The 25,503-nt window shown below is 64.1% G+C and carries 23 protein-coding genes and 2 pseudogenes; 11 read left to right on the top strand and 14 right to left on the bottom strand.

Going from position 1 to position 25,503, the window contains the following annotated elements:
• The first annotated feature begins 15 nt into the window (after positions 1-15).
• Positions 16-1,212 carry a M24 family metallopeptidase gene (locus tag AB7245_RS22720; protein ID WP_439034998.1) on the top strand — a complete coding sequence of 399 codons (1,197 nt, stop codon included), beginning with the start codon at positions 16-18 and terminating at the stop codon, positions 1,210-1,212.
• A gap of 14 nt (positions 1,213-1,226) precedes the next feature.
• Here the strand turns inward: AB7245_RS22720 and AB7245_RS22715 are convergent, their stop codons facing one another.
• Positions 1,227-2,183 (bottom strand): LysR family transcriptional regulator, encoded by a 957-nt coding sequence (locus AB7245_RS22715; protein WP_223153554.1) that lies wholly within the window; start codon positions 2,181-2,183, stop codon positions 1,227-1,229.
• 49 nt (positions 2,184-2,232) lie between these two features.
• Here AB7245_RS22715 and AB7245_RS22710 point away from each other — a divergent pair, with 49 nt between their 5' ends.
• Together AB7245_RS22710 and AB7245_RS22705 are read left to right on the top strand one after the other, a co-directional pair.
• Positions 2,233-2,826, top strand: coding sequence for an isochorismatase family protein (locus AB7245_RS22710; RefSeq protein ID WP_439034997.1), 594 nt, complete (start codon positions 2,233-2,235; stop codon positions 2,824-2,826).
• A gap of 82 nt (positions 2,827-2,908) precedes the next feature.
• Entirely contained in the window at positions 2,909-3,634 is a 726-nt protein-coding gene (locus AB7245_RS22705) for a pirin family protein (RefSeq protein ID WP_439034996.1), read from the top strand.
• A gap of 39 nt (positions 3,635-3,673) precedes the next feature.
• On the opposite strand, the gene AB7245_RS22700 is transcribed toward AB7245_RS22705, so the two are convergent.
• Positions 3,674-4,489, bottom strand: coding sequence for a hypothetical protein (locus AB7245_RS22700; protein WP_439034995.1), 816 nt, complete (start codon positions 4,487-4,489; stop codon positions 3,674-3,676).
• A 290-nt stretch (positions 4,490-4,779) separates the two neighbouring features.
• Between AB7245_RS22700 and AB7245_RS22695 the strand changes: the two are divergent.
• Both AB7245_RS22695 and AB7245_RS22690 read left to right on the top strand, forming a co-directional pair.
• Positions 4,780-4,932, top strand: a pseudogene (locus tag AB7245_RS22695) (glyoxalase superfamily protein); the annotation flags it as partial.
• A 72-nt stretch (positions 4,933-5,004) separates the two neighbouring features.
• A pseudogene (locus AB7245_RS22690) lies at positions 5,005-5,098 on the top strand (ClpX C4-type zinc finger protein); the annotation flags it as partial.
• 350 nt (positions 5,099-5,448) lie between these two features.
• Here AB7245_RS22690 and fsrB read toward each other — a convergent pair.
• The 5 genes from fsrB to AB7245_RS22665 all read right to left on the bottom strand — a co-directional run bounded on the left by fsrB (position 5,449) and on the right by AB7245_RS22665 (position 12,632).
• Positions 5,449-6,741, bottom strand: a complete 1,293-nt coding sequence (fsrB, locus tag AB7245_RS22685) for a siderophore utilization protein FsrB (RefSeq protein WP_439034994.1) — start codon at positions 6,739-6,741, stop codon at positions 5,449-5,451.
• 524 nt (positions 6,742-7,265) lie between these two features.
• The gene (locus tag AB7245_RS22680; RefSeq protein WP_439034993.1) at positions 7,266-8,654 is read right to left on the bottom strand and encodes a hypothetical protein; all 1,389 of its coding nucleotides are present in this window, start codon (positions 8,652-8,654) and stop codon (positions 7,266-7,268) included.
• A 99-nt stretch (positions 8,655-8,753) separates the two neighbouring features.
• Positions 8,754-9,212: a hypothetical protein gene (locus tag AB7245_RS22675; RefSeq protein WP_439034992.1), complete on the bottom strand. Its 459-nt coding sequence runs from the start codon at positions 9,210-9,212 to the stop codon at positions 8,754-8,756.
• Between the two features lie 207 nt (positions 9,213-9,419).
• The gene (locus tag AB7245_RS22670) at positions 9,420-11,420 is read right to left on the bottom strand and encodes a primary-amine oxidase (protein ID WP_439034991.1); all 2,001 of its coding nucleotides are present in this window, start codon (positions 11,418-11,420) and stop codon (positions 9,420-9,422) included.
• Between the two features lie 15 nt (positions 11,421-11,435).
• Complete coding sequence (locus AB7245_RS22665) at positions 11,436-12,632, bottom strand: serine hydrolase domain-containing protein (RefSeq protein WP_439034990.1); 1,197 nt, start codon at positions 12,630-12,632, stop codon at positions 11,436-11,438.
• A 179-nt stretch (positions 12,633-12,811) separates the two neighbouring features.
• Here AB7245_RS22665 and AB7245_RS22660 point away from each other — a divergent pair, with 179 nt between their 5' ends.
• On the top strand, positions 12,812-13,801 hold the full coding sequence (locus AB7245_RS22660) for a helix-turn-helix domain-containing protein (protein ID WP_439034989.1): 990 nt from the start codon (positions 12,812-12,814) through the stop codon (positions 13,799-13,801).
• Between the two features lie 177 nt (positions 13,802-13,978).
• Here the strand turns inward: AB7245_RS22660 and AB7245_RS22655 are convergent, their stop codons facing one another.
• From AB7245_RS22655 to AB7245_RS22635, 5 genes are all read right to left on the bottom strand, one after another.
• Positions 13,979-14,752: a MetQ/NlpA family ABC transporter substrate-binding protein gene (locus AB7245_RS22655; protein ID WP_439034988.1), complete on the bottom strand. Its 774-nt coding sequence runs from the start codon at positions 14,750-14,752 to the stop codon at positions 13,979-13,981.
• Between the two features lie 28 nt (positions 14,753-14,780).
• Positions 14,781-15,446, bottom strand: a complete 666-nt coding sequence (locus tag AB7245_RS22650) for a methionine ABC transporter permease (RefSeq protein ID WP_439034987.1) — start codon at positions 15,444-15,446, stop codon at positions 14,781-14,783.
• Positions 15,436-16,575, bottom strand: coding sequence for a methionine ABC transporter ATP-binding protein (locus tag AB7245_RS22645; RefSeq protein WP_439034986.1), 1,140 nt, complete (start codon positions 16,573-16,575; stop codon positions 15,436-15,438). Before AB7245_RS22645 ends, AB7245_RS22650 begins: the two co-directional genes overlap by 11 nt.
• Before the next feature lie 233 nt (positions 16,576-16,808).
• Positions 16,809-18,281, bottom strand: coding sequence for a DASS family sodium-coupled anion symporter (locus tag AB7245_RS22640; protein WP_439034985.1), 1,473 nt, complete (start codon positions 18,279-18,281; stop codon positions 16,809-16,811).
• A 115-nt stretch (positions 18,282-18,396) separates the two neighbouring features.
• Complete coding sequence (locus AB7245_RS22635; RefSeq protein ID WP_439034984.1) at positions 18,397-19,203, bottom strand: enoyl-CoA hydratase/isomerase family protein; 807 nt, start codon at positions 19,201-19,203, stop codon at positions 18,397-18,399.
• A 120-nt stretch (positions 19,204-19,323) separates the two neighbouring features.
• Between AB7245_RS22635 and nthA the strand changes: the two genes are divergently transcribed.
• From nthA to AB7245_RS22620, 3 genes are read left to right on the top strand one after another with little or no spacing between them, the layout of a single operon-like run.
• Positions 19,324-19,947: a nitrile hydratase subunit alpha gene (nthA, locus tag AB7245_RS22630; RefSeq protein ID WP_063983312.1), complete on the top strand. Its 624-nt coding sequence runs from the start codon at positions 19,324-19,326 to the stop codon at positions 19,945-19,947.
• Positions 19,944-20,603: a nitrile hydratase subunit beta gene (gene nthB / locus AB7245_RS22625; protein ID WP_166341639.1), complete on the top strand. Its 660-nt coding sequence runs from the start codon at positions 19,944-19,946 to the stop codon at positions 20,601-20,603. Before nthA ends, nthB begins: the two co-directional genes overlap by 4 nt.
• Complete coding sequence (locus AB7245_RS22620; protein ID WP_439034983.1) at positions 20,603-20,980, top strand: nitrile hydratase accessory protein; 378 nt, start codon at positions 20,603-20,605, stop codon at positions 20,978-20,980. Before nthB ends, AB7245_RS22620 begins: the two co-directional genes overlap by 1 nt.
• Before the next feature lie 149 nt (positions 20,981-21,129).
• Here the strand turns inward: AB7245_RS22620 and queC are convergent, their stop codons facing one another.
• Positions 21,130-21,843 carry a 7-cyano-7-deazaguanine synthase QueC gene (queC, locus tag AB7245_RS22615; protein WP_439034982.1) on the bottom strand — a complete coding sequence of 238 codons (714 nt, stop codon included), beginning with the start codon at positions 21,841-21,843 and terminating at the stop codon, positions 21,130-21,132.
• 126 nt (positions 21,844-21,969) lie between these two features.
• On the opposite strand from queC, the gene mazG reads away from it, so the two are divergent.
• Positions 21,970-22,824, top strand: coding sequence for a nucleoside triphosphate pyrophosphohydrolase (mazG, locus tag AB7245_RS22610; RefSeq protein WP_439034981.1), 855 nt, complete (start codon positions 21,970-21,972; stop codon positions 22,822-22,824).
• Between the two features lie 189 nt (positions 22,825-23,013).
• A complete protein-coding gene (locus tag AB7245_RS22605) occupies positions 23,014-24,036 on the top strand; it encodes a DUF2278 family protein (protein WP_439034980.1) in 1,023 nt (340 codons plus the stop codon).
• Positions 24,037-24,114: 78 nt separating this feature from the next.
• Here the strand turns inward: AB7245_RS22605 and hflX are convergent, their stop codons facing one another.
• Positions 24,115-25,494, bottom strand: coding sequence for a GTPase HflX (hflX, locus tag AB7245_RS22600; protein ID WP_439034979.1), 1,380 nt, complete (start codon positions 25,492-25,494; stop codon positions 24,115-24,117).
• Between the last annotated feature and the right edge of the window lie 9 nt (positions 25,495-25,503).

Raw genomic sequence — 25,503 nt, 5'->3', positions numbered from 1 at the left:
CTCAAGGAGCCCGTCATGCAGGAGAACGTCACCCGCGCGAACAGCTCGCGCGCCATTCCGTTCGACGCCGCCAAGCTCGACCGTCTCATGGAGGCCGCCGGCCTCGACGTGCTGGTCGCGACCTCCAAGCACAATGTGCAGTACCTGCTGGGGGCCGAGCGCGCGATCTTCTTCGACTACATGGACGCGATGGGCGTCAGCCGCTATCTGCCGGTCTTGGTCTATCCCAGGGGTGCGCCGGACAAGGCGGTCTATATCGGTCACCGTCTGGAAACCCATCAGCGTGCCGTGGCGCCGCCGTGGGTGCCGCAGGTCCGCACCGAATCCAATGGCTCGGTCGACGCGGTCACACGGGCCATTGGCCTGATCCGCGACGCCGGCGTGCCCTTGAAGCGGGTCGGCGTCGAGATGGCGTTCCTGCCGATGGATGCTGGAAGGGCGCTCGCTGACGCCCTGCCCGGTGCCGAGCTCAAGGACGCGCTGCTGGTGCTGGAGCGGCTGCGGGCGGTCAAGTCGGCGGACGAGCTGGCCAAGCTCAAGACGGCGTCCGAGCTCGTCATTGCATCAATGCTGGAGGTGATCGCCGCGCACGGGCCGGGCACCACCAAGCAGCAATTGTCGGACAGCTTGCGTGTCGCCGAGGCCAATCGCGGCCTGACTTTCGAATACTGCCTGCTGGCCTGCGGCAGCAGCCACAACCGGGCGCCGTCTGCGCAGCGCTGGGAGCAAGGCGACGTTCTGTCGCTCGACTCCGGCGGCAATTATCACGGCTATATCGGCGACCTCGCCCGAATGGCCGTGCTGGGCGAGCCCGATGCCGAACTGAGAGACTGTCTGGCCGAGATCGAAGCCGTGCAGCGCGCCGCGTTCGCCGCGGTCCGGCCGGGCGCTCTGGGCGGCGACATCTACGTCGCGGCCGAGCGGCAGCTTGCCCGGATCACCCAGCGCGACTGCACAGATTTCCTGGCCCACGGCATGGGTCTCGTTAGCCACGAGGCCCCTCGCCTGACCGCCAAGGGTCCGGTCCCCTACGACGACACCGACGCCCGGCTGCCGCTCGAAACAGGCATGGTGGTCTCGATCGAGACGACGATGAAGCATCCGAAGCGCGGCTTCATCAAGCTCGAGGATACGGTTGTGGTGACGCCTACCGGGTATGAGATTTTTGGCGAAGGTGGCCGGGGCTGGAACGTTGGTGGCAGTGCACTTTAGACGGCAATCCAACCTCAGACACTCTTCAAGGCGTCAGCAAACTCGGCCACGATCGCCTTCGTCAGGCGTCCGCTGAACCTGTCCTTCTGCCACAGCGCAGTCATCTCGACGGGCGACGACTCCCATCCGGTCATGACGCGGACGAGCGCTCCCGAATTCAGCGCCGCCTCCACCATGAACAAAGGCAGGTTCGCGACACCGAGTCCGGCGATCGCCGCCTCTACCAATATCGTTTGTCGGTTTGCCGCGAAGCCAATCCGTGGAGTCACCGTGACAGCAGCGCCGTCGTGACTTCGTAGATCCCACTCGACCAAATCATGACGGATCGCAAGTGCGGGGATCTCATTCAGGTCCTGCGGCTCTTTCAATGGCATCTGTGTGGCGAGAAAGCCCGGACTCGCGACCAGCACGCGCGGCAGAGAGGCGAACTTCTTGAACATCAGTCCGGAGTCGGCAACCTGCCCCATCCGCACGACTAGGTCGTATCCCTCCTCGATCAGCGAAACCCTTCGATCGGCCAAGGTCATCTCGATCATCACGCTGGGATGCCTGACCTTGAAGCGGATCAACGCTGGCGCCAGAACGGCCGTCGCGATGTCCGGCGGCAGCGACAATCGAACGGTGCCTGACAGTGCAACCCGCTCGTCCTGAACCTCAGCCACGGCCTCTTCGGCGAGGTTGAGCGCGGGCCGGGTGCGGTCGAAGAGCCGCTGTCCCTCTTCGGTCAGCGCGACGCCCCTCTTCGTCCGTCGCACCAGTCGGACGTTGAGCGTCTTCTCGAGGGCGGACAGACGCCGCGACAGCGTTGCCTTGGGAATGCCCGTCGCACGCTCGGCCGCCGCCAGCCCGCCGGCTTCGACGATGCGGGTGAACAGTGCAAGGCCGTCGAAATCTGAAAAGGCTGACATGTTCCATTTATGAAACATGAGGTGGGCATTTTTCAAGTCTGCCGCGGGGTTCGTTCCATCCATAGGTTCATCGGCGAGCGATGCCGCTCGTTCGACCGAGGGAGACCCCGCCATGCCTAACTATTTCGCGCCTGAGGATTCCGCGCTTCTGCTGATCGACCACCAGATCGGCACCATGCAATTGATCAAGAACATCGATGTCGACCGTGCCCGACGCATGTCGCTGGCGCTGGCGAAAACCGCGAGCATTCTCGGCATCCCCACCGTCCTGACATCGAGCCAGGAAGATCGCTTGCAGGGTCCGCTGCTGCCCGAGCTGAAGGACATCCTTCCCGACGCCTTTGACAAGCGCGTCAAGCGCGAAGGCATCGTCAACGCCTGGACCGACGCCAACTTCAAGGCCGCCGTGGAAGCGACGGGTCGCAAGAACCTGATCATGGCGGGTGTCACGACCGACGTCTGCCTCGTCTTCCCGGCGATCGACGCCGTGGCCGAAGGCTACAAGGTGCAGGCCGTCATGGACGCCTCGGGATCGCCGTTCGAACTCTCGGAAGATATGTCCCGCCGCCGCATGCAGGACGCCGGCGTTGTCCTGACGGCAACCAACACCATGATCGCGGAACTGGCCCAGAACTGGGGCACGCCGAGCGGGCAGAAGCTGATCCATCTCCTGTTCACCGAGGTGTTGCCGCCGATCCAGTCGTAATCGATCCCAAGATCGACCTAAGCCGCCGGGGCCAAGGAGTAACAGCATTTCTTTCGTTGCGCCCATCAATGGGATCGGAATCGTGTCACCGGAGACCCATCAGGTCAGGTCACACGGGCCATTCCAGTTGCGCCGAATCCATCCAGGCATCTCGCTGGATCAACGGGACGATGCGGGCTTCGGCGGGCTTGGGGTCATCGACCACGCCCGGCTTCACCCCGGTCTCGTCGTGAGGATGCACGAACACCGCAACGACGAGATCATCAGCTACATGCGTAGCGGAAGGATGCTGCACACCGATTCCTCCGGCAGAAGCGAAGTCATTTCATCCGACCGGCTCATGGTGATGAATGCAGGTCGGGGCTTCCACCATGAAGAGAAGGTCGACGGCGACGACCAGATCGAAATGCTCCAGATCTTCGTTCGGCCCGAAACCGCAGATGCAGAGCCCAACGTTCAGTTCGTCGAGCTGGACGAGGCTGCGCGAAAAGACAAATGGCGGCTATTGACGGGGCCGGAGGGATCGGACGCTTCGACCTTCGTGCGGCAAGCCATCTACCTTTACGACATACATTTGCCGGCGGGGCGAAGCACTGAGCTTCCGTCGAAACCGGGTTTCGATCGCTGGCTCTACGTCTTCCGGGGCAGCATCGTCGCGGACGGGCACAAGGCCGATAAGCATACCGCGCTGATGTTCGCCGGCGACAGAGCCTCACCGAGGCTGGAAGCGAGTGAGGACGCCGACCTTATCGTTTTTCTCGTTGATCGAGACTCCAGATATTCGCGTGGGGGAACGATCAGCGGTTGAAGGCGGCCGTAGTTTGATGAATTGCGGCTGCCGCGCGCTCTAGCGGATGGGAAGCAAATCGATCTGGCTCTGCGCCTTCTTCACCGCCGCCGCGTACCAACCTTGGTTTGGCGCTTCCTTGGCGAAACATTTGGTGTAGGCGTCCATCGCCTGGTCTTCCTTGGCCATGGCGTCCTCTGGGGTGTTCCTGGCCATCATCTGCTTCCAGACTTTTTCGCAGGCCGGGATCTCGGCCGTCTTCGCGGCGTCGGTTGCGGCGAGGAAGTAGACCTTGTCGCCCTGGATCGCGACGACGTCGATTTCATGCGGCGCGCCCTTCAGGTCGCCGTTGCCGCGCACGCCGAGCACGGCGACCGCGGCACTCGCGGATGCGGGTTTCGTGATCGGCAGCTCGGCATATTTGGCGAAGGCCGAGTCCTGGATGGCTTGATAGTAGAAGCGATCCGACTTGAAGGCTGCGGCGATCTCCTGCGGCAGGCCGTCCTCGCGGTGCTCGGCAAGCCAGTGCTTGAGCAGCGCGGTCGTCGTCACCACGGCCTGCATCTTGTCGCCCTCTGAGGCGAAGCCCAGCCCGTCGAGATGGCCGAAGCCCGAGTCGCCCTTGAACAGCGTGTCGGCGTTCGACTTGCCCTCGGCCGGCAGCCCCTTGATCGTGACCGGTCCGACCAAGCCGCGCAGCACACCGGTCAGCTCGTTAAGCGCCGCATCGTGCTGCTTAAAAGTCTCGTCGTTCTCCTTGGCTTTGGAGAATTTTGCGATGTAGCGATCGCGCAAATCGAGATAGTGCTGCTCGGGCGTGGCGGCGTCGGTGGGTGTCGCGAAAACGAGCAGGCAGAGCAAGACGAGCGATCTCATTGCAATTTCCGGAAGACTGGGAGCGATCTCCAGTCTTTGTGCCGGTGCCGGACTGGAAGGTTCATCGGCTCCTGAACTGCAAACGTGCGCGGCGGCCGGAGGTGTCGATGTACCCGTTTCAGGTTGACAAGAGCGGCCGTCCAGCGCCAAAATTCGGTTGGGTCGATACACCCGCTGCCTGCGCCCTTTGGGGATGGTGAACGTATCAAAGTCGCCCTCACCCTCGCTATTGGCGAGCGGGTCGGCAAGGCAGGCACCGATCTTCTCCGTTCGCCGATACGGGTGCTCTCATGCGCGATTTCCGCGATGCGAAGGCTATGGCTCGTTCCTTGCGCGATGCCTTGAATGCCAAAGCCGTGCAAACCACTCACAGCGAAGCTTTGGAACTGATCGCGAAAGCGTTCGGGTACGAGAACTGGAATATTCTGTCGGCCAAGATTGATGCGGCGCAGCCGAGTGCTGGCGTGCAGAATCCTGCCCAGCAGGATCGTCCCATCTACTGTTCGTTCTGCGGCATGAACCAGCATGAAGTGAGCAAGCTGGTGGCTGGGCCGGCTGTCTTTATATGCGACGAATGTATCGACCTATGCACCGATATCGTTGATGAGCAGCTGCTTCGCCTCATCGAAGGAGATGCAGACAGTGCTCGCGCCATGCCCACCGATCGACTGCTTCACTATGTGGAGCACGCGAACAAAGGGGTGGAGCGCAATCGGCTGTTGTCGCAGAACATCGAAAGGGTTTTTGCGCTTCGACAGAACGCTTCGGCGGCAAATGATGACGTGTTCAAGACATCCAACGTCGCTCGATTGAGAGGCAAGACGTCCGACGAACTGCTGGCGATGAAGAAATTCTCGCTCAGTCAGTTGAAGCGTTACGAGCAGGCGCTGCAGACAGCGGTTCCCATCGTCAACGAGCGGACCCGGTAAACGCACAGACGATCGAGCGGCACGCCGGCCCTACTCTGCCGGCGTGAGCTGCTGCCGGCTCGGGCGCATCGCCGCGGTCTCGCGCACCCTGACGCGGGCGCGGCGCTTGCGCCACCAGATCACGACGCCGGTAACCGAGAGTGCCGCCACCACGAGGCCCATGATCGAGATCAGGATGCGGCCGAACAGCCCGACGATACGGCCCGAATGCAGCGGGAATTGCGCCTGCACGAAGATGTCGGCGGCGGTGCCGACCCAGGGCAGCCGTTCGCCGATCGGGCGGCCGTCCTCGCTGTCGTAATAGAGCTGGGCCGGCCCGACGCCGCCGGCGCCGTGATCGTCGCCGGGATGGAAGTAGGCGGCCGCGTAGACGCCATGGGCCGGGCCGTAGCTGAGCGCGCCGACCGGGACGGTCCACCCTCGCCCCTTGCCGTCAGCCGCCGCGCGCGCAGCAATGTCGGCGAACGTCACCCTGGGCTCGATGGGATCGTCGAGATCGCGATAGGGCCGCTGCTCATAGGGCGTCGGCGTGTAGTTCGACACCATCTTCATCATCGGCGAGAACACTTCGAAATAGAGGTTCAGCGAGAACGCCGTAAAGGCGATGATGAACAGCACGCCCCAGGTCCACAGGCTGAAAGCGCGATGGATGTCGAAATTGATCCGGTAGGCGCTGCCCGATGCCTTGATGGTCCAGGCCGGCGCCCAGCGCGCCCAGAAGCCGCGTTCGAGCTGGCGCGTGACCTGGGGCGCCCGCGCGGCCTTGGCGCGCCGTCGCGAGGGCAGCGTCAGATAGAAGCCGACGAAGCAATCGATGGTCCAGATGATGGCGATCACGCCGAGCACGCGCATGCCCCAGCGATCGCTGCCCCAGAATTCCGGGATGTGCATGGTATAGTGGAGCTTGTAGAGGAACGAGACGAGGTTTTCGCGCGTCACCGGCCACACCGCGCCCCAATAGCGCCGGCCGAGCTCGACACCGGTGTTGGGATCGAGGAAAATCTGGTTGTAGTCGATCGCGAAGCGTTTTCCCGTCGCCGGATCGATCCGCGGCATCACGAAGAACCACAGCGAGTGCCCCTCCTCCGGCGTCATGAAGAGGTAGACGACGCGTGCGCGGGGATCGCGCTGCTCGATCATCTTCGCGAGCTCGATCGAGGGAATCGACGGGCCTTTGCTGGTGACATCGAACAGGTGGTGATTCAGCACCTCGTCGATCTCGTGGTCCCAGGAGATGATCGCCCCGGTGATGCCGGAGAAGAACAGGAAGCCGGCCGTCAGCAGTCCCGCCCAGCGATGCAGCTTGCCAAATATCGCTCTCATCGTCTCGACTTTCATCAAGCGGGTCGGGCGCGCTGCGCCGGCGCTTCCACCGAGACCGTGGGAATTTGAGTCTGCGCCTGCGCAGGCGCGAAGGGAACGCAGAGAGCGAATATGCTGACGGCGCCGAAGAAAAGCACCTGAAGCTGTCGAAGGCGCGCATTGGAGCACGAACGAAGTTGGAAGTCTGACACGTCTAGCGAGGCCCCACGCACTGCCGGCTTTGCCGGAATGATTTTTGGACTCTCGCCCTAACGCGGGGGCATCTTCAGTGCGAGAGACGCAGAGTTAGAATCTATCGAGACCGGAGAATAAATCGTGCGACCAATGCGCCCATATGCGCGTCGAGGTGCATCGCCGGCTTCTGCGAGCGCTTCGAAATGGAATGCTTCTAGAGTGAGAACATTCGCCACTTGTCCGCAACGGCGGGCGTGCTACCTCGCGCCGATCGCCGGAGCTTCGGCGATCAGCGTTGCCGCGAGCGAATGGCTGCGACGACGATGCGACGGCTGACGGGAGCCGGCAATTCAACCTTGCGCGGCAATCATCGCGTTGAGCGCTTTAACGCTCGGGGCAAACAGCACCGCGACCCCCTTGTAGCGGATAAATTGCTTCATCTGGAACGTCACGGAGGCGTCCCCCGCGAGCGGAACCTGGAACCGGGTCGCGGCCTTTGGATCTGCCCGGTTTCCGGTCAAGGCATCCTGCGCATTGGCTCCGTTCGGAAGGCGCATGTAGGCGTCGGCAAAGTCGGTCTGATGCATCCACCGCAGGATGGTATAGAATTGCTCGTTGATCCTGGCGAAGTAGAAAAGCCCTACGATGCCGCGGTCCTTGCCGTCGTCCTCCGTGCCCTCCAGATGAGGACCGTAGGAAAATCCGCGGCGTATGACGCGTGGCGGCCCCTTGGGGAAACGAATCTGATTGGCAAATTTCAGCGGATGATCGCGGCAATTGACAATGCGAATGTGAGCCCCGAGCGGGCATCTGACGCCGTTTGGATCGTCGCCATAGCCGAACGCATCGTTCAATTGCGGGGTCGACGGTGGTGCATCCGGAAAGCGTGACAGCGGCGACCCGTGTCGCCAGCGCCCCATCATCTTGGCCGCGATCCATTCTTCGGCCAGTTCCGGGCCGACATGCGGCGCCGCCTGCGGTGCATTCGCCTTCAGGAATTTGTTGAAGGCCGCGACGTCCTGATAAAGCCACGACAGGCCGACGAACGATCCATCGCGCGCGAAGTCCTGCCACGGACCGGACTTGAACGGTGAAGTGGGAAAATCGCTGTTCGGATAGCCGACGACGATCTCGCGACAATCGACGGCGTCGGAAGCCCTGGCAGCCGGCGCATCCTGCCAGTCAACATTGGGCGCGGTGATTCCATCACGATAGCCAAAATGCAGGCGGCCGTCGGCTGGCCGACAGCCGGACAGCGCGCCGTCGTCCCAACTTTCGAGTGACAATTCCCGGACACCGAAACCTGTCGCCGACTGCCGCACCTGCGCGAGGCAATCGGCTTTCTGCTCGGGCGTATCGAACCCGATATGGATGGCCAGATCGATATCGCCCGACTTGAACTTGCCATCCCACCATCCCGCCGGAGCGCTGGCGTCGAAGAAACCAAGCTGTGTCGCAATGCCGCCATCCGGCGCCTGCGCGGGGTCCACGAACGATACCTCGAACTGCCGCCGCCCCTGCGCGACGTCAAGGTCGGGGCGACCCGACATCAACGTCGCGATGCCGTTCCAACTGAACATGAAGTGGAACGCGGGACCATCGGGGTCCGGGCCCGCCCCCACCGCTGCTCGCGGTATCCATTGCCGCAGGAAGGACCTGGCACCGCCGGCGTCGCCAAACCTAAACAACAGAACCGCGAGTAGCGGCTTGGCGGAGCTTCGAGCGACGATCGCCTGCAAATTGCCGAGATCCACCATGGCGCCTGTCCTGCAAGAACGGTCAGCCGATAGGCAGCCTCAAAGCCGGCCTATCTCGAAAGCGCAAATACGCTCTGAAAGCTATTTCCCGAGCTTTGCCAGAATGTCTGCGACAGTCATGCCGTCATAAGCCGAGAACAGCCAGCCGGACGGGTTGCCGCTGATGTCGGTTGAGCCGTCGGTCGCGGTGCCCAGCGAACGCGCGTTGTGGTTCTTCGAGAGTTCGAAGAACGCATTGGGATCGTTGATGTCCAGGCCAGTCGTATCTGCCAGGGAAAATATCGCGGCAAATATCGGCGTGAGCGCTCGCCGGAAAAACTCCGTGTATTCCTGGTGCGTTCCCTCATATTCGGTGATGACCTGGATGTACTTGTCCTCGATGACGACGACCCGGGCGAAATGAACGATCCTGGACTGCTTCAGCGCCGCCGCGATGGCGGGCTGAACCTTCTCAGTGAAGCTCGCCTCGAGATTCCGCAGCTTTGCCAGGGTCTCGGCATCCTGCTTGATCGGCAGCGTGAGATTGAGTGCATGGGTCATGGGAAATCTCCTTAAAGAATACAACCTTAAGATGGTATCACTCTCGAAAGGAATTGGAAGCGATCTTTTCGACGTGCGGCCGGCCGTCGCGTCGCGGGCCCTTCGAAAGGGGCAGCAATACTCCCCTGACAATTCGACCGCGAGCGCATGCGACCAGCGAACGAGCGCTGGTTGGCCTGCTGCGAACGTTGTTGTCGCGCGACGAGCCTAAGCTTTGCCGGCGTGGCAGCACGCGCCGCCGGCGGCATCCTTCGGGTCGCCCGCCAGCACGCTGCGGCTGTTGCGCTCCGGCGGAATGTCGCCGGCGGCATTGGCCGAAAAGAATCCGGTCGGCTTCAGCATGAAGCCGGCATATTCGACCGGCATGATCGGAAAATCCTCGGGCTTGCAGACATGGGTGTGGCCGAAGGAGTGCCACACCACGAGATCTGTGTTCTCGATGTTGCGGTTCTGCGCGGCGTAGCGCGGCAGGCCGTCGCCGCCGGCATGGACGTTGGGATAATCGCCGCTCGCGTATTTCTCGTCCTTGTCGAAGGCCGTGACCCAGACGTGCTTCGTCGCAAAGCCGCCGCGCTTGCGCACGTAGCTGCCCTCCTGCGCCAGCATCAGCGGGCTCGGATTGACGACGAGCTTGTAGGCCGGCGCGTTGCCGACCGAATTGGTCTCGTTGGGATTGCTGATCTTCCAGAACCGGCCGGTCTCGCCATTCGCAATGGCAGCCGCATCACGCTCGCGCGACAGCACGCGCGTCGTGGTGTCGAAGGCGTTGCCGTGCGGATTGTCCGCGCCCCAGGGCCGCGGCACGAACTCGTGCTCGGCGACGGTATTGCCGCCGCCGTCGAGGTCCATGTGCAGGCGCACGTTGAAGAAATGCTGGTGCGTGGGGCCACCCAGATTGTCGTCGACCATGCCGCCCCATTTGTACTTTTCGCCTGATGGCACAGCGGCGGTCTGGATGATGCCGGTGAGTTTTGTTTCGAGCTGGATCGTGCCGTCCTGGTACAGGTACCAGTAGAAGCCATAGTCGTAATTGCCGACGGTCGCGAAGAACGAGATGACGAGGCGCCGCGAGCGGCGGACCTCGAACAGGCCGTTGCGGAATTCGTAATGCTTCCAGGCAATTCCGTAGTCTTCTTCATGCATGCAGATGGCGTTCTGCATGACGAAGGGGGCGCCCTTGTTGTCGGCGGCCGGCACGTCGAAATAATGGATATTGCCCAGGCAGTCGCAGCCGAGCTCGAGCGCGTTGGCGAGCATGCCGAGCCCGTATTCGCCGGCATCGAACGCCGACTTCCAGAAATGGTTCTCGGTCGGATCGGCATAGGGCACCACCATCTCGGTAACGCTGGCGCGATGGATCAGCGAGCGCTTGCGCGCACCGTCCTGGTAGGCGAGCTGATGCAGCACCAGGCCCTCGCGCGGCGTGAAGCCGACTCGAAAGCTCCATTTCTGCCAGTCGACCTTCCAGCCATCGACCTTGAAACTCGCGCCCTCCGGCTGCTCGATATGCAGCGGCTTGATGTCGGTGCGCGGGTTCTTGACTTCGTGTGCGCCGTAATTACGCTTCTTGCGCGGGATCGGCACGATCGGATCGGCGTCCGTGAGGTCGATGACCTTGCCGCCGATCAGGTCGACGACGGCGACCACGCCCTCGATCGGATGGGCGTAGCCGTTATCCTGAAGGTGCTCGCGGAAAAAGCTGACAGCGCGCACGATGCGGGCGCCGCGCTCGTACTGAAAATCGAAGAAGCCCGAGGAGAACGGATCGACCTGGACTAGCTCGATATCCTTGTCGGTCAACCCGCGCCGCACCATCGCCGCGCGCCAGCCGGGGTCGGCCTTCACCACGGCCTCACACTTGAAGAATTCCTCCAGCATCACCGGCGGCTGCCCATAGGGCGCCTCGCGGTTCGGAAGGACCTTGCGCGCGACGATCTCATTGCGCGCGAGATCGACGATGTGCTCGATCGCCTCGCCCGTCGTCACGTCCAGCGTCAGGGTGAAGGCACGGCGCCCCACTCCGCTCGCGGCCAATTCCTGCTTGGTCGGCTCCTCCAGCCGCACCGTCGGGAAGCGGCAGTTCTCCGGCGAGGTCGCGGCGGCACGAACCAGCGTGCAGGCGGCCGTGATCTCTTCGGCCGTCAGGGGATCGAGCGGATGAGGTGCGGCCGCTTGAATCGGTGATTTGGCTTTGACGGTATCGAGCATGATGATGACCAGAAATCAGCGCGGCGCGAGATGGGTGGTGATGGCGCGGAAGGCGGCGAGCCAGCGGTGGTCGAGCGGAACGTCCATCGCCTTCGGCTGCGTGGCGAGCTTGACGATCACGGTATCGGTGGCTGCGTCGATATAGAGCCACTGGCCATGAATGCCGATCCCCGCGAGATCGTTCCGCGAGGGATCGATCGTGTACCATTTGCTGCGGTAGCGGGCGCCGGGGAAGATGTCGGCGAGGTCGCCGTCTTTCCATGCCTGGGGATCGCCGTTCTCGTGGATGTCGTCGATCCACCAGCCGGGCACCACCTGCCGCCCCTCGACCACGCCGCGGCAGCGGATCATTTCGCCGAAGCGCAGCAGATCGCGCGCGGTGACGGAAAGCCCGCCGGCGATGCGGCCCATGCCGTGGCTGTCGAGCGTGAGGGAGCCGTCCTCCTCGGCACCCAATGGCTGCCAGAGATAGTCGGAGAGGATGCGATGGTAAGGCATGCCGCAGGCGCGCTCGTAGACCCAGCCGAGCACTTCCGTATTAGTCGAGACGTAGTGGAACACCTTGCCGTGCGGCTTGCCGGTCCCGCGCAGCGTGGTGAGATAGGCGCGCTGATGGCCGGCTTCGACGCCCGGCGGCGGCACGTCCCAGCCCGAGGAGAAACGATAGCGTGCGACGTCGCCGGCCGGATCCTCGTAATCCTCCTCGAACTTGATCGCGACCGCCATGTCGAGGACGTTGCGGACGGTGCAGCTGCCATAGACCGAGCTCTCCAGCTCCGGCACGTAGCGCACCACCCTCGCCTCCGGATCGAGCAGGCCGCGCGCGGCCAGCACCCCGCCGAGCGTGCCGGCGATCGACTTGCTGATGGAGCAGATCAGATGCGGCGTGGTCGCGCTCATGCCGTCGCCGTACCATTCGTGGATCAGCGTGCCCCGGTGCATGACCAGCAGCGCATCGCCGAAGGTTTCGCGCAACGTGGCCTCGACCGTGGTCGGCTTGCCGTCCGGCGCGGTGAAGCTGAGCTTTTGCAGCTCGCGCGGCGCGCTTGCCATCGGTGTGGGATGCGCGGAGCGACGGACTTCCGCGGTCGGCAGCACTTCGCGGGTGTGGGTGAAACCCCAGCGGATGGCGGGAAAGCTGCGCCAATTGGCGCGGGTCGCCTGGGCCTCGGGCGCGGGCGGGCTGCCGCGCATGATGTCCGTCGGTCGCATCTCGATCCTCCGCAAGGCTATCCCGACTGCGATGTCGGAACGGCAAGGGAGAAGACTGCACACAGGCCGCATCGGGCGTTATCGAGATCCGGCAATATTTTGCTGGACAGCGGCCATGGCCGTGCCAGTCTGGCGTAGTTCTTGCTGGCTATTCGGCTTGCAAATTCTGACGTGCTGTCATGGCCTTAAGCGCAACTCTTCCGATTCAAGACTCGGCTGCCAATCTACTTCAAGTGAGCAGCACGGATGTCGACGAGCATTGCGCCACGCTCGGCCGCTGGCGGCTGAGCTACGACCAGATCAGCGCCGGGGCGTTCCGGGGCAGCTTCACGCAACTCTCCCTGCCCCGGCTCGAAGTGTTCTGCGAGATCACCAGCCAGCAAGTCCGCCAATACGGCCAGCTCGGTGCCGACAGCTTTGGCATCGGTCTGCCCTGGCACGGCGACGGCGAAGTCAATTGCAACGGGGCCAGTGTTGCAGGCTCCCAGGTCATCGCCAGCATCGATGCCGAGATCGACATGTGTACGCCGAAGGCCTTCGAGCTGCGCGGTGTCGTCGCCAGCGCGATGCTGATCGCGGAGCTTGCCGCTCGCCTCGACATCGAATTGCCGCGCGCCGTTTGGCACCAGTTGCGGGTGATCGAGATGGCGGCGGCACCGGTTGCGCGGCTGCGCGCCCATCTCGCCGCCATTCACGAGACCATCACGGCCGCACCCGAACGGTTCGACGATCCGGCCGCGCGGCAGGCGCTGGAGGACGCCCTCCTCGTCGAGATCATGGACATGCTGCCGACGGCCCAGCCCAGCGATCCCGGCCGCAGCGCCACGGCCCGCAAGCGCACCGTGGATCGCGCCCGTGAGCTGATGCATGGCAGCGGCGATCGCTCGCTGTCGCTGCTGGAGGTCTGCAAGGCGGTCGGCGCGAGCCCGCGCAAGCTCGGCTATTGCTTTCAGGAAGTCGTGGGCACGAGCCCGATGCATTACTGGCGCGCGATGCGGCTGAACCGGGTGCGGCGGGACCTGAAGCGCGCCGGCGGCGCCGAGACGTCGATCTACGACGTCGCCGTGCAACACGGCTTCTGGCACTTCAGCCAGTTCTCGCTCGACTACAAGCGCCACTTCTCCGAGCTGCCCTCGGAGACACTGCGGCGCGCGAGGCTTGTCGCCTGACGCGCGCGTCTTCTACTCCAGGACAAGTCGTGGCTAGCAGCTCGCTTGCGGCCATCCTTCGAGACGCCCGCCTCTGGCGGGCCCTCGGGATGAGGTCGCGTTTTGCGGCGAGATATTGGACCCTCATGGTGAGGAGCCCGCGCAAGCGGGCGTCTCGAACCATGCAGGCCGGGCACGTTACCAGGTCGGCAAATACGTACCCTTGAAGCGCGTCTCGAGAAACGCCTTCACGGGATCGGAGTGAGAGGCCTCGATCAGCTGCTTCACCCACGGCTTGTCCTTGTCCTCCTCGCGGACGGCGAGGATGTTGACCCAGGGTCCGTCGGGGTTTTCACGGGCGATCGCATCTGTCGCCGGGTTGAGGCCGGCCTGCACCGCGTAATTGTTGTTGATCGAGACGACGTCGACGTCCTGCAGCGCACGCGGAAGCTGGGCGGCATCGAGCTCGACGAAGCGCAGCTTCTTCGGGTTGTCGGTGATGTCGGCAATGGTCGAAGCGACGTTGTTCGGGTCCTTCAGCTTGATCACGCCGTGGAGCGCCAGGATCATCAGGCCGCGGGCGCCATTGGAGGGATCGTTGGCAATCGCAACGCGGGCGCCTTCCGGCAAATCGGCGAGCTTCTTGTATTTCTGCGAATAGACGCCCTGTGGCGAGCCGATCGTGTTGGCTACCTTGACAATTTTCCAGCCGGTCTTGGAGATCTGGTTTTTCAGGTAAGGCTCGTGTTGGAACGAGTTGGCTTCGAGGTCCTTCAGCGCCAGCGCCTGGTTCGGAATGACGTAGTCGGTGAACTCGACCACCCTGATGTCGAGGCCGCGCTCGGCGCCGACCTTCTTCACGACGTCCAGGATCTCGGCATGGGGGCCGGCGGTGACGCCGACGCGGATGGTTTCAGCTTGAGCGGTGGTCGTAAGCAAGGCTGCAGCCGCAAGGGTTGCGAGAAAGCGCATTGAAGTCTCCAGTTTTAGGGAATGTGTATCAGCGCTGCCGCAGCCGGCGGTTGACCCGGCGTGCGAGATAATCGCCCGCGCTCTGGACGAGCTGCACCAGCGCGATCAGAACGACCACGACGGCCAGCATCATCTCCGGCATGAAGCGCTGATAGCCGTAGCGAATGCCGAGATCGCCGAGCCCGCCGCCGCCGACGGCGCCGACCATGGCGGAGTAGCCGAGCAGGCTGACCACGGCGAGCGTCAGCGCCAGCAGCAATCCCGGCAGCGCCTCGGGGATCAGCACCTTGAGCACGATCTGGATCGGCGAGGCCCCGAACGAGGACGCGGTCTCGATCAGGCCGCCGTCGACCTCGCGGATCGCGGCCTCGACCAGGCGCGCGATGAACGGCGCCGATGCAATGGTCAGCGGCACGATCGCCGCGGTCGACCCAATCGAGGTGCCGGCGACGAAACGCGTGAACGGGATGATGGCGACGACCAGGATGATGAAGGGCGTGGAGCGCGTCGCATTGACGACCATGCCGAGCACGCGATTGATGGTGGGCGCCGCAAACAGCTCGCCTTTCCGGCTGGTCGCGAGGAACACGCCGAGCGGCAGGCCGAAGGCGGTGCCGAGCAGTGCCGCGATGCCGACCATGTACAGGCTTTCGCCTGTTGCCTGGACGATGAGGTTGATGAGTTCAGGCGACATAGCCGAGACGCTCCGCCGGGAGTTGATATTGAGAGAGCCAGGCGAGCGCGCGCGTCACCGCGTCCTCGCCACCGGGAATACCGAGGGTCAATGAGCCCACATGCTGGCCGCCGATCTCGTCGATGCGCGCCGACAGCAGCGCCACGTCGAGACCGAGCTCGCGGGCAAGCCGCGCCACCACCGTGTCGCCGGCCCCTGCCCCGCGCACCTGGACGCGGATCACGGCCTGCCCGCCGGCAGATGGCTCCGCCACGATCCGGCTCGCAAGCGACACCGGCAGGCTGTCGCCGATGACTTCGGCGAGGAAGGACTGCGTGATCGGATGTTTGGGATGAGTGAAGATGTCGGCGACATGGCCGCTCTCGACGACGTGGCCGGCGTCGAGCACCACGACCTCCTTGGCGAGCTGGCGCACCACCGACATTTCGTGGGTGATCAGCACGATGGTCACGCCCAGCTCGCGATTGATGTTGGCGAGCAGATCGAGGATCGCGCGCGTGGTCTGCGGGTCGAGCGCCGAGGTCGCCTCGTCCGACAGCAGCACGCTCGGCCGCGTCGCCAGCGCACGGGCAATGCCGACGCGCTGCTTCTGGCCGCCCGAGAGTTCAGAAGGGTAGCGGTCGTGCTTGTCGGCGATGCCGACCAGCGCCAGCAGCTCGGCCACGCGGGCCTTGACGTCGGACTTGGCCCAGCCGGCGATCTCCAGCGGTAGCGCGATGTTGTCGGCCGCCGTGCGCGACGACAGCAGGTTGAAATGCTGGAAGATCATCCCGATCGAGCGCTGCGCCAGCCGCAATTCGCGACCTGCCAGCGCCGAGATGTCGCTGTTGTCGACGATCACGCGGCCCGTGGTCGGCTTCTCCAGCCCGTTGATCAGCCGGACCAGGCTCGACTTGCCGGCGCCGGAGCGGCCGATGACGCCGGTGATCGAGGCGCGCGCAATCGCGAAGTCGATGTCTTGCAGCGCGTTGACACCGGGCTTGCCGCGATAGGCCGGATAGATCTTCGAGATGCCTTCGAAACGGACCATCGCGTCAGCGTTCTGGGCGGCAGGTGAAATCGCTTCAAGCGTTTCGATCTTCTGTCCGATCGCGAGCGATTGGTGGGCGTTCATGGAGGCGGCCTTCATGCACAACAGTTCCTGCTGCCCCCGTGGGGCATGCGGGAACCGGTCGCGTCAAGCGACGGAGAGTGAAATCGCGGCGAGGGTTCGGGTGGAACGCGCTGCACTGCAGCACACACCATCGCTTTTTCAGGTCTTCCTTGCAATGTCAGATATTTGCGGGGAGTTGGACGAAGTTTTCCCAATCCCACCCCGGCGAAGAAAATTCGTCTGCCGGGGGTATGAGCTTCCGGCCCCGCTCAGCTGATCTGCAACCAGGGCAGCACGATCAGCAGCAGTCCCGCAAAATAGAGCAGCCCGAACAGCAGCCCAAAGCCCCAGAACTGGCCCTTCCCGATATAGCCGCTGCCGAAATACATCGGCGCGGGTCCCGTCGCGTAAGGCGAGATCACGCCCATCAGGCCGAGCGAATACATGCAGAGCATGGCGAGCGTCGTGACCGGCAGGCCGGGGATGCCCGATCCGACCGCGAGCACCACCGGCAGCACGGCTGCGGCATGCGAGGTGATGCTCGAGAAGAAGTAGTGGATCCAGAAGAACAGCGCGACCAGCAGGAGCATCGCGGTCGACGGCGACAGCCCCGCGAGCGGTTTGGCGTATTCGGTCGCGAACCATTTGATGAAGCCGATTTCGTTGAGGCCCGAGGCCAGCGTCAGCAGCGAGGTGAAATAGAAAAACACCTCCCAGGCGCTCTTCTCGCTGACGATGTCGGCGAACTCGATCACGCCCGTCACCAGCATCAGCGAGATCACGATGAACACGACGGTGGTGGCGTTGACGAAGTTCGAGCCGAGCAGCGGCACGTGGATGTCCGGGCTCGAGCCCGCGATCCACAGGAACATCGCGAGGACGATCAGAGCCAGCATGATCCACTCGTTGCGCGACATCGGGCCCATCTCGCTGACCTCCTTGGCCGCCCATTCGGAGATCTCCGGGCTGTGCTTCACCTCGGGACGGCAGACCACATAGCTGAGCAGCGGCACGAGGATCATCAGGAGGATGCCGAGCGGCGCAAAGCCGACGAACCACTGCGCCCAACTCACCTCGACGCCGGCGGTCCTCTTGGCGATCGCAAGCGCGGCCGCGTTGGGCGCGAGCGCGGTGAAGAACAGCGAGCTGGTAATCGCGGTTGCCGCAAACGCCGTCCACATCACATAGGTGCCGATCTTGCCGGCGGTCGGCCCAGGCTCGGAGCCGTAGATGCGCGGGATGTTGCTGATGATGGGATAGACGATGCCGCCGCTGCGCGCGGTGTTGGAAGGCGTCGCTGGTGCCAGCAGGAAGTCCGACATCGCTACCGCGTAGCCGAGACCGAGCGTGTTGTGGCCGAGCTTTTGCACCAGCACCAGCGCGATACGGCGGCCGAGCTGGCTCTTGCGATAACCGATCGAGAATACGAAGGCGCCGACGATCAGCCACACCGTGCTCTCGGCAAAACCCGCCAGCATCCAGCGCAGCGATTTGCCGGGATCGGGATCGATATAGCCGGCGACGCCCGCGACCGTCAGCCCGATGAACCCGACCGCGCCGACCGGCATCGATTCCAGGATGAGTCCGGTGATGACGGCCGCGAACACGGCAAAATAGTGCCACTGATTGGCGTTGAGACCCGTCGGCACCGGCCACAGATAGATGGCCAGCCACACCACGAGCGGCGCGATCAGCTTCCAGCTAAACCCTTTTGCCTGAGGCGTCTGCGAGCTAGCGGCCATGGGCCCTCCCCCCTCGATTGTCGTCGCATTGTACCGCCCGTTGGCCGAGCCGTTTTTGTCCTAGCGCGGCGTATACGGACTGTCCGCGGTGCGATCAATGGCCTGACTTCACGTTCTACCGCCCCTTGAAGCGCGGCCTGCGGCGGGTCAGGAACGCCTCTACGCCCTCCTTGTGATCTTCGGTGAGACTCGCCAGCGCGAATTGGTCGACGTCCATATGGCTGGCGAGATCGTCCAGCGCATGTGCCAGCCGGTTGACGGTCAGCTTGGTCATGGCGACCGAGAGCGGCGGCTGCGCGGCGACCTTCCGGGCAAGCTCCATGGCGGCATCGAACGCATGGCCGGGATCGGCCACCTGCTCCACCAAACCCCACTCGTAGGCCTCATCGGCCGAGATGCGCTGGTCGGCCAGGATCACCGCCTGCTTGGTGCGGGCCGGCCCGATCAGATGCAGCATGCGCGGGATGCTCTGCCAGCTCATGTTCATGCCGAGCCCGATCTCGGGCACGCGCAGATGCGCGTCGTGCCCGATCACGCGGAAGTCGAGCGCCACGGCCAGCGCGACGCCACCGCCGACGCAAAAACCCTCGATGGCGGCGATCGTGATCTGCTCCATCTCATGCCAGGCATGGGTCAGACGCGGCCCGAGCTTGAGATGCCGCCGCAGCGTGCCGAGATCCATGTCCTTGCGCGAGCGGCCCTCGGCATCTTTCAAGTCGAAGCCGGCGCTGAAGGCGCTGGTGCTGCCCGTCAGAACCACGACGGACGTTGCGGCATCATCCTCGAAGCTGCGCGCGGCCGCGGTGAGCTGGCGCAGCGCCTCCGGCGAGAGCGCGTTGATGCCGTCGCCGCGGTCGAACCGTACCACCGCAATCCGCCCCTCCGGTCCGAGCCCCTTCTCGATCGTCACGAAGTCCGTCACCGATGTCTCCTTATCCGCTTTGCTGCGAGGCTAGCCTACATCCGGCCTCACGAATATGGGACCCGGTTGCGCCCCAGCGCATACTCGACAGGCAGGGACCATTGCGCCTATCTTTGCACCATGAGCCACGATCACGACCATCATCACGACCATTCCGAGCTGTCGGAGACCGAGCTGCGCGTGCGCGCGCTCGAGACGATCTTGACAGAAAAAGGTTATGTCGAGCCGGCCGCGCTCGACGCCATCATCCAGGCCTATGAGACCAGGATCGGGCCGCACAATGGCGCGCGCGTCGTCGCCAAGGCCTGGACCGATCCTGCGTTCAAGAAGGCGCTGCTGGAGGATGGCTCGAAGGCCATCGGCACGCTTGGCCACGTCAGCCGCGTCGGCGACCATCTCGTCGTGGTCGAGAATACGCCAGAGCGCCACAACATGGTCGTGTGCACGCTGTGCTCCTGCTACCCCTGGGAAATGCTGGGGCTGCCGCCGGTCTGGTACAAGGCCGCGCCCTACCGCTCGCGCGCGGTGAAGGATCCGCGCGGCGTGCTTGCCGATTTCGACGTCACGCTGCCCAAGGACATGGAAATCCGTGTCTGGGATTCCACCGCCGAGACCCGCTTCCTGGTGCTGCCGATGCGTCCCGCGGGCACCGAAGGCTGGAGCGAGGAGCAGCTTGCCGAGCTCGTCACGCGCGATTCCATGATCGGCACCGGCTTTCCCAAGACGCCTGGAGCGCCCTCGTGAACGGCGTCCACGACATGGGCGGCATGGACGGGTTCGGCAAGGTCGAGGCCGAGCCGAACGAGCCGATGTTTCACGAGGAGTGGGAATCGCGTGTTCTCGCCATGGTGCGCGCGATGGGCGCGGCAGGCGCGTTCAACATCGACACCTCGCGCTTCTATCGCGAGACGCTGCCGCCGCACGTCTATCTCTCGAGCTCCTACTACAAGAAATGGTTTCTCGGGCTCGAGGAGATGCTGATCGAGAAGGGCTACCTCACCCGGGACGAGGTCGCCGCCGGTCACGCGATGCAGCCTGCAAAGGCGCTCAAGCACGGCAAGTTCGACCTCGCCAATGTCGAGCGCGTCATGGTGCGCGGCAAGTTCGCCCGCCCTGCTCCGGCGCCGGCAAAATTCAACATCGGCGACCGCGTCCGCGCCAGGAACATTCATCCGACCACGCATACGCGGCTGCCGCGCTATGTGCGCGGCCATGTCGGTGTCGTCGAGCTGAACCACGGCTGCCACGTATTTCCGGATTCGGCGGCGATGGAGCTCGGCGAAAATCCGCAATGGCTTTACACGGTGGTGTTCGAGGGCCGCGATCTCTGGGGCGCGGACGGTGATCCGACCTTGAAGGTGTCGATCGATGCCTTCGAACCCTATCTGGACCCGGCGTGATGAGCAGCACGGCTGCGGCCGCCGCGACGGCGGCCATTCCGAGCATCCCGCGCGATGACGACGGCCCGGTGTTCCGCGCCCCCTGGGAAGCGCATGCGTTTGCGATGGCGCTGACGCTGCACGAGCGCGGCGTGTTCACCTGGCCGGAATGGGCCGCAGCCCTGGCCTCCGAGATCAAGCGTGCGCAAGCCGCCGGCGACCCTGATACGGGCGAGACCTATTACCTGCACTGGCTCGCCACGCTGGAAGGTTTGGTTGCAAGCAAGGGCGTCGCATCGGCGGAGACGCTGCACCGTTACCGCGACGCCTGGGACCACGCCGCGGATCGGACGCCGCACGGCAAGCCGATCGAGCTGCGGGAAGAAGATTTTCGGTAGTTCGGTAAGAGGCACGCTCGTGCCAAGCCCTCCGCTGTCATTCCCCGCGAAAGCGGGGAATCCAGTAGGCCGCGGCCTCTCGACTCAAGCACAGTCTCTGGGATACTGGATCACCCGCTTTCGCGGGTGATGACACCGAATATGTGGCCTCAGCGCCCCGCCGCAAACTCCCGCCATCCCTTCGCCCGCAAACTGCACGCCGGGCACTCGCCGCATCCGAAACCCCACTCATGCTGCGCGCCGCGTTCGCCGAGATAGCAGGTGTGCGAGTGCTCGCGGATGAGATCGACCAGCCCTGCGCCGCCGAGGTCATGGGCGAGCTTCCACGTCGCCGCCTTGTCGATCCACATCAGCGGCGTATGCAGCTCGAATGGCCTGGCCATGCCGAGCGAGAGCGCGGTCTGCATGGCGCGGATGGTGTCGTCGCGGCAATCGGGATAGCCGGAATAGTCGGTCTCGCACATGCCGCCGACGATGTCTGTGATGCCGCGCCGGTAGGCCAGCGCCGCGGCAAAGGTCAGAAAGATGAGATTGCGGCCCGGCACGAACGTGTTCGGCAGGCCGTCGGCGCCCATCGCGATGGCCACGTCGCGCGTCAGCGCCGTTTCGGACACGGCGGCCAGCGTCGGGATCGACAGCGTGTGGCTCTCGCCGAGCCTTGCGGCCCAGTCTGCGCGCAGGCCCTTGATGCCGTCGAACAGCCGGGCGCGGCAGGCGAGCTCGATGGCATGGCGCTGGCCATACTCGAATCCCAGTGTCTCCACGCGTGCAAAGCGGCTGAGCGCCCAGGCGAGGCAGGTGGTGGAATCCTGGCCGCCGGAAAACAGCACCAGCGCGGTTTGTGATGAAAATGCGTCACTCATGGCCCGCGCTTTAGCACCTCGCCAATCTGCCGCCAATCGGTGGAAATCGGCCTGTTCCGCCGCGCCGCGCTGGGAACGGCGGGCCGCTTTTGGCATAAGGTTTTGGACCCAGGAGACTGCCCCGCAATGACCCCTTCCCGTGACATTTCCCGCCTGATCGAGATCATGGCAGCGCTGCGCACGCCGGTGACCGGCTGCCCCTGGGACCTCGAGCAGGATTTTGCGACCATCGCGCCCTACACGATCGAGGAAGCCTATGAGGTGGTCGAGGCCATCAGCCGCGGCGATCTCGATGACCTGCGCGAAGAGCTCGGCGACCTCCTGCTCCAGGTCGTGTTCCACGCCCAGATGGCATCAGAACAGAATGCCTTTGCCTTCGGCGACGTCGTGGAGGCCATCACCCGCAAGATGATCCGGCGCCATCCCCATGTCTTCGCCGACAAGGACGGCAACCTCGCCGCCTCCCACGTCAAGGAGGTCTGGGACCGCATCAAGGCCGAGGAGAAAGCCGAACGTGCGGCGCGCCGGCCGCCGGAGGAAACGCCGACGCACAAGTCGTTACTCTCGGGCGTCAAGGCCGGCCAGCCCGCGTTGACGCGCGCGATGGAGCTCCAACGCAAGGCCTCGACCGTCGGCTTCGACTGGAACGACCCGCGCGCGGTGCTGGCGAAAATCCGCGAGGAAGCCGACGAGATCGAGGCCGCGCTCGACCGCAACGACAGCGAGGGGCTGGCGGAAGAGACCGGCGATCTGATGTTCGCACTGGTCAACCTCGCCCGCCACGTCGACGCCGATCCGGAAGCCGCGCTACGCGCGACGAATGCAAAGTTCGAGCGGCGCTTCGCCTTCATCGAGCGCGCGCTCGAGGCGCAGGGCCGGACGCTCGAGCAGGCGTCGCTGGCGGAGATGGACGCGCTGTGGAATGCGGCTAAGAGTGAGGCGAAACCGGTATCAGAGACTCGCTCGCAGGCCCGTCGCTAGCTTGTGGCCTGCTCCATCGGCGTGCCCGCAAGGATCGAAGCGGTCACGAAGGAGATATAGGTCAGCATCTTTTCCCGAATGCAGCGCGGTCATGGCGGATCGTAGTCAAGCCATGAAACCGTCACGACAAGCAGTCTAAAGTTGAGCAACGGAGCCTGCGCAGCCGAAATCCCACCTCAGGTGAGTGCGATGCCATTAAAGCACTATTCGGTCCTCAAGGGACGCCCGATCGCGATGCGTTTCGGCACCGGCCAGTCGCCGCACTATCAAGTCCATGTCGTGGCGGACAACGCGGATTTCCGCATCGCCGTCAATGTGCAGTCAGGCGACGGAAGCGAAGTCGAGTTCCTGGTGCGATCGCACTTTGTCCATCCGATCACCGATCAACTCGCGGCGTTGCCCGAGGGCCTGCACCCGCAGCCGCCGAAGCCGGCCAGCACCGCGCTGGACTTCATTCGCGGCAATCTGATGCAGCCCCAGGAGATGATCCCGCTGCCGCTGTCCGTGCCCGGACCGGACAATGACCTCAACGAGAAGCTCGACCAGTTCGTCCAGCGCGCGCTCTCAAACGAAAGCGCGATGATCTACGCATTTGGTGAGACATGGGGGCCGGAGACCAAGGCGGACAATTATTTCGGCTTCCGGCCGGGCCGCGGCATCCACGACATCCATATGAATCAGGGAAACCCAATCGGACGGTTCTCGGGCGACAACGGGCCATGGCAAGACGGCGGGCTGGTGTTCGAATTCCCGGATCAGAAGCTATGGACGGCGGTCTTCCTCAAATTCCAGACGCAGGCCTGGCACACCGACGACAAGACCGGTGACCCCATCGATCTCGGCGCGCCGACACAGCCGCCAGATCCGACCGCTCCTCCGACCGGGCAAATGCCTGACGGACTCGTGCGCATCATCGCAGCACTCGTCAATGCCTTGAAGACGCCCGAGCGGGAAGTCGTCACGCTGCTCAATACGGCCGATCGCGACATCGATCTCACCGGCTGGATGCTGGCCGACAAGCAGAAGAACAAGATGGTCCTGTCAGGGAAGATCGCGGCCGGCGGCACGCTCGCCGTCGTCGTGCAGAAGCCGATGGAGTTGTCGAACCAGGGCGGCATCATTTCACTGCTGGACGAGCGCGGGATCAAGATCCACGGCGTCGCCTATACCAAGGCGCAAGCGAAGAATCCGGGCCTGACCATTCCATTCTAGCGTTACGCGCCTCAACCCAGAAACGCGGATATGGTCGATATCGCACGCAGGCCGGTCGGGCGCACCGCGCCCTTCGGATCACGCCACGCGCGGCACGGCATCGAACCGGTTCACCACGATATCCCGCTTGGTCTCGTCGACCCGCACCGTCATGTCGAAGCGGCCGTCGTGCAGCTCTTTCGCCAGCACCTCCGCATTTCGATGCAGCCAGCTGATGCCGGCGCCGTCGGCGGCGTCGATGGAGAGATCAAGCGTGGTGCGCTTTGCGGCGAGACGTTCCTCGATGGCCGCAAGCAGTGCATCGATCCCCTCGCCTGACACGGCCGACACCAGCATCGCCGGGTGATCTTCCGGCCGGCGCGCGGCGATGTTCAAAAGCTCTTCGCGCTTGTCAGGCTCGTAACGGTCGATCTTGTTCCAGACCTCGATGATGCGGCCACTGTCGTCGGGATTGATGCCGAGCTGGCGCAGCACCGCGTCGACGTCGCTCTGCTGGGCCTCGGCATCCTCGTGCGAGATGTCGCGCACATGCAGGATGACGTCGGCTTCCAGCACCTCTTCCAGCGTGGCGCGGAAGGCGGCGACGAGCTGGGTCGGCAGGTTGGAGATGAAGCCGACGGTGTCGGACAGCATCGCCTTGCCGCCATGCGGCAAGGTGAGCGCGCGCAGGGTCGGATCGAGTGTTGCGAACAGCATGTCGGCGGCCTGAACGTCGGCGCGCGTCAGGCGGTTGAACAGCGTCGACTTGCCGGCATTGGTGTAGCCGACCAGCGCGACGACTCGATACGGCACGCGCTGGCGCCCGGCGCGATGCAGCCGCCGCGTCGCCTGCACCTTCTTCAGTTCGCCCTCGAGTTTCGAGATGCGCTCCTGGATCAGGCGGCGGTCGGCCTCGATCTGCGTCTCGCCGGGACCGCCCATGAATCCGAAACCACCGCGCTGGCGCTCCAGATGGGTCCATGAGCGAACGAGGCGCGAGCGCTGGTAGTTGAGATGCGCAAGCTCGACCTGGAGCGAGCCTTCCTTGGTCTTGGCGCGGCGGCCGAAGATTTCCAGGATGAGCCCGGTGCGGTCGAGCACCTTGGCGTGCAATTCCTTCTCGAGATTGCGCTGCTGGATCGGCGCCAGCGCGCAATCCATCACCACGAGCTCGACATCGAGGCTCTTGGCCAGCGCGGCGATCTCCTCGACCTTGCCCTTGCCGATATAGGTCGCGGGGCGGATCTGGCTGATCGGCGCGATGATGGCGTCGGCAATGACGAGGTCGATCGCCCGCGCGAGGCCGGCGGCCTCATCGAGCCGGGCCTCCGCGTCACGCTGAACATGGCTTTCCGATTGCGTGTCGGCACCGCCCGCGCGCACACGCAAGTAGGGGCCGATGACAAGCACCCGCCCCGTCTGCTTCGCCCCTGCCGACCGCGGACGGTCGGCCTCCCCGTCGAAATTCCGGGGTTCCAATCAGATCAC

Origin of the sequence: Bradyrhizobium sp. 604_D8_N2_3 (assembly GCF_051810765.1) — a bacterium.
In the GTDB taxonomy this organism is placed as follows: Bacteria; Pseudomonadota; Alphaproteobacteria; order Rhizobiales; family Xanthobacteraceae; genus Bradyrhizobium; species Bradyrhizobium barranii.
The sequence above is the reverse complement of the archived record's forward strand: the minus strand, read 5'-3'. Positions and strand labels throughout refer to the sequence as shown.